This is a genomic window from Sphingomonas sp., assembly GCF_048595155.1.
GTDB lineage: Bacteria > Pseudomonadota > Alphaproteobacteria > Sphingomonadales > Sphingomonadaceae > Sphingomonas_I.
The window spans coordinates 21,643-28,372 of record NZ_JBMDXN010000082.1; the positions used below are offsets into that span (position 1 = coordinate 21,643).

The following is a 6,730-nucleotide window of genomic DNA, read 5'->3' on the forward strand; positions in this document are numbered from 1 at the left end:
TGAGCTTGGCGCCCCCCTGTCTTTCTTCACCCGAAGAACCGGGCCGCATCGTGGTGCGGTGCGTTACGGATATCGTACAGGCGGCGCCGGCTCGGCGGGCAGCGGGATGAACTCATGTTCCTCCGGCACCGCGGCAAAACGCCGTTCGCGCCAATCCTGCTTGGCCTGTTCGATCCGCTCCGCGCGGCTCGACACGAAGTTCCAATAGATAAGGCGCTGCTCAGGGAACGGCTCGCCGCCCACGATCACCAGCCGGGCGCCGCGTTCGCTCGCAAGCACGATCTCGGCATGCGGTTTCAGGATCACCAGTTCGCTCGGTCCAAAAGGCTGGCCGTCCACCGTCACCGCGCCATCGATGAGATAGAAAGCACGCTCGATCTGCTCGCTCGGCACGCGGTAGCGGGTTCCCGGCGCCATCACGATTTCGGCATAGACCATCTCGGACAGCGTCTTCACCGGCGAGGACAGACCGTCCATGGCGCCGACGATCTGCCGGACGGTGACGCCATCAAAGGTGCCGGAGGGGATGTCGGTGGCATCATGGTGCGCGAAGGAGGGTGCGCTTTCCTCCTGGCTGGCCGGCAGCGCCACCCACAATTGCAAGCCGAACAGCTTGGCTCCGCCATGGCGCGCCGTATCAGGGCTGCGTTCGGAATGGACGATGCCGCTGCCTGCGCTCATCCAATTGACCTCGCCAGGGCGGATCGACTGGACCGAACCCAGGCTGTCGCGGTGCAGGATCTCCCCGTCCATCAGATAGGTGATCGTGGCGAGGCCGATATGCGGATGGGGCCGCACGTCCAGCCCCTGGCCGTCGCGCAACTCCACCGGCCCCATCTGATCGAAGAAGATGAACGGCCCGACCATCCGCCGCTGCGGCTGGGGCAAGGCGCGCCGGACGGTGAAACCGTCTCCCAGATCGCGCGAGGGCGGCAGGATCACCAGATCGACTGCGTCTACATGGCTTTCGCGCGTTGTCATGAGAAGCTTGTCCTGATCGCCCCGATCACCGTTCGCCCTGAGCTTGTGGAAGGGCCGTCTTTTTCAGCGCAGAAGAAGGGCGGTGCTTCGACAGGCTCAGCACGAACGCTAAAGGCATAACTCCGCCTTATTGCGGCGTACTGGCGTTGGCAGCCGGGTTGGTCGACGGGGGCGCCTTCAGGATGGCCTGGGTATTGGCCCCCTTGTTGACGGTCGTCGTATCGGGATCGCCGGCTTCCGATCGGATGCCCGGCGGCGGCGGCGCACCGGCGGCGGCGGTCAGCGCCGCTTCGCCCTGGCTGACCGGACGCTGGCCGCCGAACAGCGCGTTCAGCGCCTGCGCCGAGCTGTCGGCTTCCTGCGGGCGCGGCTGGCCGGGCTTGGGCGGAACCAGCGCAAAATCCGGCGGCACGGTCAAGGGCGCCGCGCGGCCAACCGCAAATTCGTCGGGCACGCCCTTGCGTGAGGCGAACACGCCGCCCTTCGGGCCGCTGTGGCATCCGGCGAGCGTCAGCATCGCCAGCGGCACCGCCGCAACCAAAATACGCTTAACCATCTTTATTCTCCGCGGGGGCGGGCGCGTCGCGTGTCACAAAAGCGCGCAGCACCAACAAGGCTACGCCAACGCTAATCCCAGCGTCGGCAATATTGAAGACATAAAAGGGCGACCATGCGCCAAAGTGAAGGTTCAGGAAGTCCGTGACATAGCCCAGCCGGACTCGATCGACGATGTTTCCGAGCGCACCGCCCAGGATCATGCCCAACGCAATGCTGTCCGGCTTGCGCGTCTCGCGGGCGAGCCACACCGCCACAAAGGCGGCGATGACGGCCGTACCCAGCGCCAGGGCCCAGCGCTGCGCATTGCTGCTTGCCGTAAGGAAGCCCATCGAAACACCGTGATTGGCCACCCATTGCAGGCGGAAAATCGGCAGTATCTCGATCGAATTGACCTCCATCAGCCGCAGCGGCCCGGTCACGAACCATTTGGCGAGTTGGTCGAACGCCAGCGTCAGGATCGCGACGATCCAGCCGATGCGCTGCCCGCTCATACCAAGTCCGCCGTCATCCCAGCGCAGACTGGGGTCCATGTCGACAGCAACGCGCGATGGAAATTAAGGAAAGGTCCGTGGACCCCAGCCTGCCCTGGGGTGACGGCGTCCTTTGCAATGGTGGCGCAAGCCTCTGAGGTAACGAGCATCTTACGCACCCACCACCTCCGTGCAGCGGCCGCACAGGTCGCCGTCCTCGTCGACTTCGGGCAGCAGGCGCCAGCAGCGGCCGCATTTGTGATAGTCCGAGCGGTGCACCACCGCGACCGGGCCGTGCGCAACCGTGTCGATCACGGCTTCGGACACGATCAGCAACTCGGTCAGCTCGTCATGGGTGACGTTGGGCCGATCGCGATCGTCGGGCAGGCCGATCGCGACCTTCGCCTCCAGGCTCGACCCGATCACCTTCTCGCGCCGCTTCGGCTCGATCTCGGCGCTGACGATCTGGCGCAGCGAGCGCAGGCCGGCCCATTGTTCGGCGAGCGCATCGTCCGCCCAGGCCGGATCAATCCCGGGCCACTCAAGCAGGTGGACCGAGCCCGCATCCGGGTAGCGCGTGCCCCACACTTCCTCGGCGGTGAAGCACAGGATCGGCGCGGCGTAGCGCACCAATGCGTGGAACAAGGTGTCGAGCACGGTGCGATAGGCCCGCCGCTTCGGATCGTCCGCGGCGTCGCAATAGAGCGAATCCTTGCGGATATCGAAGAAGAAGGCGGACAGATCGTTGTTGCAGAAATCGGTCAATGCGCGCGCATAGCGGTTGAACTCGAACGCCTCGGTCGCCGCCAGCAATTCCGTGTCGAGCCGCGTCAGCAGATGCAGGACGTAACGCTCCAGGTCGGGCATGTCCGCCGCCTCGACCCGCTCATCCTCGCTGAAGCCGTCGAGCGCGCCCAGCAAATAGCGGAACGTGTTGCGCAGCTTGCGGTACGCGTCCGACGTGCCGGCGAGGATTTCCTTGCCGATCCGCACATCCTCGAAATAGTCTGTGCTCGCCACCCACAGCCGCAGGATGTCCGCACCGCTCTCAGGGATGATCTTGAGCGGATCGACGACATTGCCCTGGCTCTTGGACATTTTGCGGCCCTGACCGTCGAGCGCAAAACCGTGGGTCAATACCGCCTTGTAGGGCGCCACGCCGCGCGTGCCGCAGCTTTCGAGCAAGGACGACTGGAACCAGCCGCGATGCTGATCCGATCCTTCGAGATACAGATCCGCGCGGACACCCTCGCCATAGCGGGCCTCGATCGTGAAGGCGTGGGTCGAGCCGCTATCGAACCAGACGTCGAGAATGTCCTTCTGCGGCTCATAGTCGGCGGCGTTGTAATCGGGCCCGAGCAGAGCCTGATGGTCCGCGCCGAACCAAGCGTCGGCACCGCCCACCTCGAACGCGGCAACGATGCGCGCGTTGACGGCGGGATCGCGCAGATAGTCGCCCGTCGCCTTGTTGACGTAGAGCGCGATCGGCACGCCCCAGGCGCGCTGGCGCGAGATCACCCAGTCGGGCCGACCCTCGACCATGGCATGGATCCGATTGCGCCCCTTTTCCGGCACGAACCGGGTGCGCGCGATGGCGTCGAGCGCGAGTTCGCGCAACGTAGCACCATTGCTCGTAGGGCCCTCTCCCTTGAGGGAGAGGGTTGGGTGAGGGTGGCCCGAATTCGAGGTTTGGCGCGCGGCTTCGCCCCGCTCCCCCTCACCCCAGCCCTCTCCCCGCTGGGGAGAGGGAGTTGTGTCAGCATCAATCTCCGCCGCAATCCCCTTATCCATCGCGATGAACCATTGAGGGGTCGCGCGGAAGATCACCTTGGCCTTGGAGCGCCAGCTATGCGGGTAGCTATGCTGATAGTCCGCGCTCGCCGCCAGCAGCGCCCCTGCCTCGCGCAGGTCGCTGCAGATCGGGCCGTCCGGCGCGTTGAACTTGGGGTTGATGACGCTCCCCTGCCCACCCAGCCACGGCCAGTCGGCGCGATATTTGCCGTCGCCTTCGACCGCGAACACCGGATCGATCCCGTGCGCCTTGCACAACAGGAAATCGTCCTCGCCATGATCGGGCGCCATGTGGACGAGACCGGTACCGCTGTCGGTCGTGACGAAATCGCCCGGCAGCATGGGCCGGGGTTTGGCGAAGAAACCACCAAGCTTGTGCATTGGATGGCGGGCCCAAGCACCTTCGAGACTGCCTAGCTGGTTCTCCCACACTGTCATCCAATCCATCCCGATATGGGGATGAAGGCGAGCAAGAAAGTCTTCTGCAAGGTCGGAAGCGAGTAGAATCCGCTTTCCACGAAGATATTCAAGTTCCGGCAATTCGTCGAACACGCCGGTTTTCAACTCTACAAGCTTGTAGGCCACCTCTCGCCCGTAGGCCAAAGCCTGGTTGACCGGGATCGTCCAGGGCGTGGTCGTCCAGATTACCGCATAGGCGCCGACCAGCTCGGGCGCGTTCGGCGCCTCAACGATCTCGAACGCCACATCGATCTGCGTCGAGACGATGTCCTCATATTCGACCTCGGCCTCGGCCAAGGCGGTCTTCTCGACCGGCGACCACATCACCGGCTTGGCGCCGCGATAGAGCTGGCCGGTCTCGGCGAACTTGAGCAATTCGCCCGCGATCACCGCTTCCGACGCATAATTCATGGTGAGGTAGGGATTGTCCCACTCGCCCATCACGCCGAGCCGCTCGAACTGCTCGCGCTGCACGGCCACCCATTTGGCGGCATAGGCCCGGCATTCGGCGCGGAACTGATCGACCGGCACCTCGTCCTTGTTCTGCTTCTTGGCGCGATAGGCTTCCTCGACCTTCCACTCGATCGGCAGGCCATGACAAGCCCACCCCGGAATATAGGGCGCATCCTTGCCGAGCAGCGACTGGCTGCGGACGATGATGTCCTTCAGCACCTTGTTCATCGCATGGCCCATATGGATGTCGCCATTGGCGTAGGGCGGGCCATCGTGCAGGATGAAGCGCTCGCGCCCGGCGCGCTTCTCGCGCAGCTGCTGGTACAGATTGTCGCCGAGCCATTTGGCCAGGATTGCCGGCTCCTTGGCGGCAAGGCCGGCCTTCATCGGAAAGTCGGTCTTCGGCAGGAAGACGGTGTCGCGATAATCGCGCTTGGTCTCGGGGGTATCAGACATAGGGGCTGCGCTCTAAACGAGGAATCCGTCATGCTGAACTTGTTTCAGCATCCATCCTGCAACGGGCATCGCGCATGTGTCACGATGGACCCCGAAACAAGGTCAGGGTGACGGCGTGGCAATTAGGATCTGGCGGGCGTTTTCGCAATCCGTAGCCATCTGCGCCTTCAGCGCATCCAGGCCGTCGAACTTTGCCTCGGGCCGCAGGAAATCGACGAGTTGCACCTCGATCGTCTGACCGTAGAGGTCGCCCGAAAAATCGAAGAAATAGGGCTCCAGCAATTCTTTCGGCGGATCGAAGCTCGGGCGGACGCCCAGATTGGCGACGCCCTCCAATATTCGTCCGTCGGCCAGCCGCGCGCGCACCGCATAAATGCCGTAGCGGGGCCGCAGATAGTCGCCCAGCTCCATATTGGCCGTGGGATATCCCAATTCGCGCCCGCGCTGATCGCCATGAACAACCGTCCCTTCGATCGCGAAGGGGCGGGTCAGAAGCGCGGTTGCCGTGCCGCAGTCGCCCGCGATCAAGGCCGCGCGGATCCGGCTCGAGGAGATGACGCCGGTCGCATCCGTCACCGCCGGCACGGTCTCCGCCGCCATGCCATAGGGCGCACCCAGCAGAGCCAGCATCGGGGCGGTACCGGCGCGCGCCTTGCCGAAGGTGAAATCCTCGCCCGTCACGACCGCTGTGGCGCCGAAACGGCCGACCAGCTGCTCGGCGACGAACTGTTCCGGGCCGAGCGCCGCAAGCGCCGCATCGAAGCGCAGTACGAGCGTGGCATCGGCCCCCGCCGCGGCGAACAGGCGCGCGCGTTGCTGAAGCGTGGTCAGCCGGAAATGCGCGCCCTCGGCTCGGAAGAAGCGCGCCGGATGCGGATCGAAGGTGGCAACGATCGCCGGACGCCCCTCGTCCCGCGCGCGCGCAACCGCCCGCCCGACCACCGCCTGATGGCCGCGATGAAAGCCGTCAAAATTGCCGAGCGCGACCACCGCACCGCGCAATGCCGGCGGCAGCGGCTGATCATTATGAAAAAGCGTCATGTTGCTGCGGCTATAAGCAGGGTTGCGTCTCCCGCCAATCGCCGATCGGACGCGGCGTTTGTGCCTCGGCCAACGAGGTGAAGGAGCGGGACCCCGGCTCAAGGGCGGGGTGACGGTAGGAGAGTGCGATAAGATGACATATTCGTCACCCCGGCCTTGAGCCGGGGTCCCGCTTGTGATCCTTTCGCTGAAGCGGAGGACGGATGCGCGCCGGCTGGGTCTACATCATGGCGGATCGCTACCGTGGGACGATATATGTCGGCGTGACGGCATCTCTGCCGGCGCGAATTACGCAACATAGGACCGGCAGCGGATCCGATTTCTGCGCGCGTTACGGCCTCACCCGCTTGGTCTGGGCCGAACAGGCGGAGACGATCGACGACGCGATCGCCCACGAGAAGCGGCTGAAACGCTGGCGACGTGATTGGAAGTTCGCGTTGATCGAGGCCGACAACCCGAATTGGGAAGATCGGTATAACGACTTGATCTAGTGGGACGCTGAAGGAGCGGGACCCCGGGGG

6 protein-coding genes are annotated in these 6,730 nt (G+C 64.6%); 1 reads left to right on the forward strand and 5 read right to left on the reverse strand.

Going from position 1 to position 6,730, the window contains the following annotated elements; all coding sequences use genetic code 11:
- Positions 1–63: 63 nt before the first annotated feature.
- The 5 genes from ACOJSI_RS13210 to ACOJSI_RS13230 form a co-directional block, all read right to left on the reverse strand.
- Positions 64–981: a pirin family protein gene (locus ACOJSI_RS13210; protein ID WP_420138758.1), complete on the reverse strand. Its 918-nt coding sequence runs from the start codon at positions 979–981 to the stop codon at positions 64–66.
- Between the two features lie 127 nt (positions 982–1,108).
- On the reverse strand, positions 1,109–1,537 hold the full coding sequence (locus ACOJSI_RS13215; RefSeq protein ID WP_420138759.1) for a DUF3035 domain-containing protein: 429 nt from the start codon (positions 1,535–1,537) through the stop codon (positions 1,109–1,111).
- On the reverse strand, positions 1,530–2,069 hold the full coding sequence (gene lspA, locus ACOJSI_RS13220; protein WP_420138760.1) for a signal peptidase II: 540 nt from the start codon (positions 2,067–2,069) through the stop codon (positions 1,530–1,532). Before lspA ends, ACOJSI_RS13215 begins: the two co-directional genes overlap by 8 nt.
- A gap of 111 nt (positions 2,070–2,180) precedes the next feature.
- Positions 2,181–5,168 carry an isoleucine--tRNA ligase gene (gene ileS / locus ACOJSI_RS13225; RefSeq protein ID WP_420138761.1) on the reverse strand — a complete coding sequence of 996 codons (2,988 nt, stop codon included), beginning with the start codon at positions 5,166–5,168 and terminating at the stop codon, positions 2,181–2,183.
- A 102-nt stretch (positions 5,169–5,270) separates the two neighbouring features.
- Positions 5,271–6,209 carry a bifunctional riboflavin kinase/FAD synthetase gene (locus ACOJSI_RS13230; RefSeq protein ID WP_420138762.1) on the reverse strand — a complete coding sequence of 313 codons (939 nt, stop codon included), beginning with the start codon at positions 6,207–6,209 and terminating at the stop codon, positions 5,271–5,273.
- Positions 6,210–6,412: 203 nt separating this feature from the next.
- On the opposite strand from ACOJSI_RS13230, the gene ACOJSI_RS13235 reads away from it, so the two are divergent.
- Positions 6,413–6,700, forward strand: a complete 288-nt coding sequence (locus tag ACOJSI_RS13235; RefSeq protein WP_420138763.1) for a GIY-YIG nuclease family protein — start codon at positions 6,413–6,415, stop codon at positions 6,698–6,700.
- Positions 6,701–6,730 lie beyond the last annotated feature (30 nt).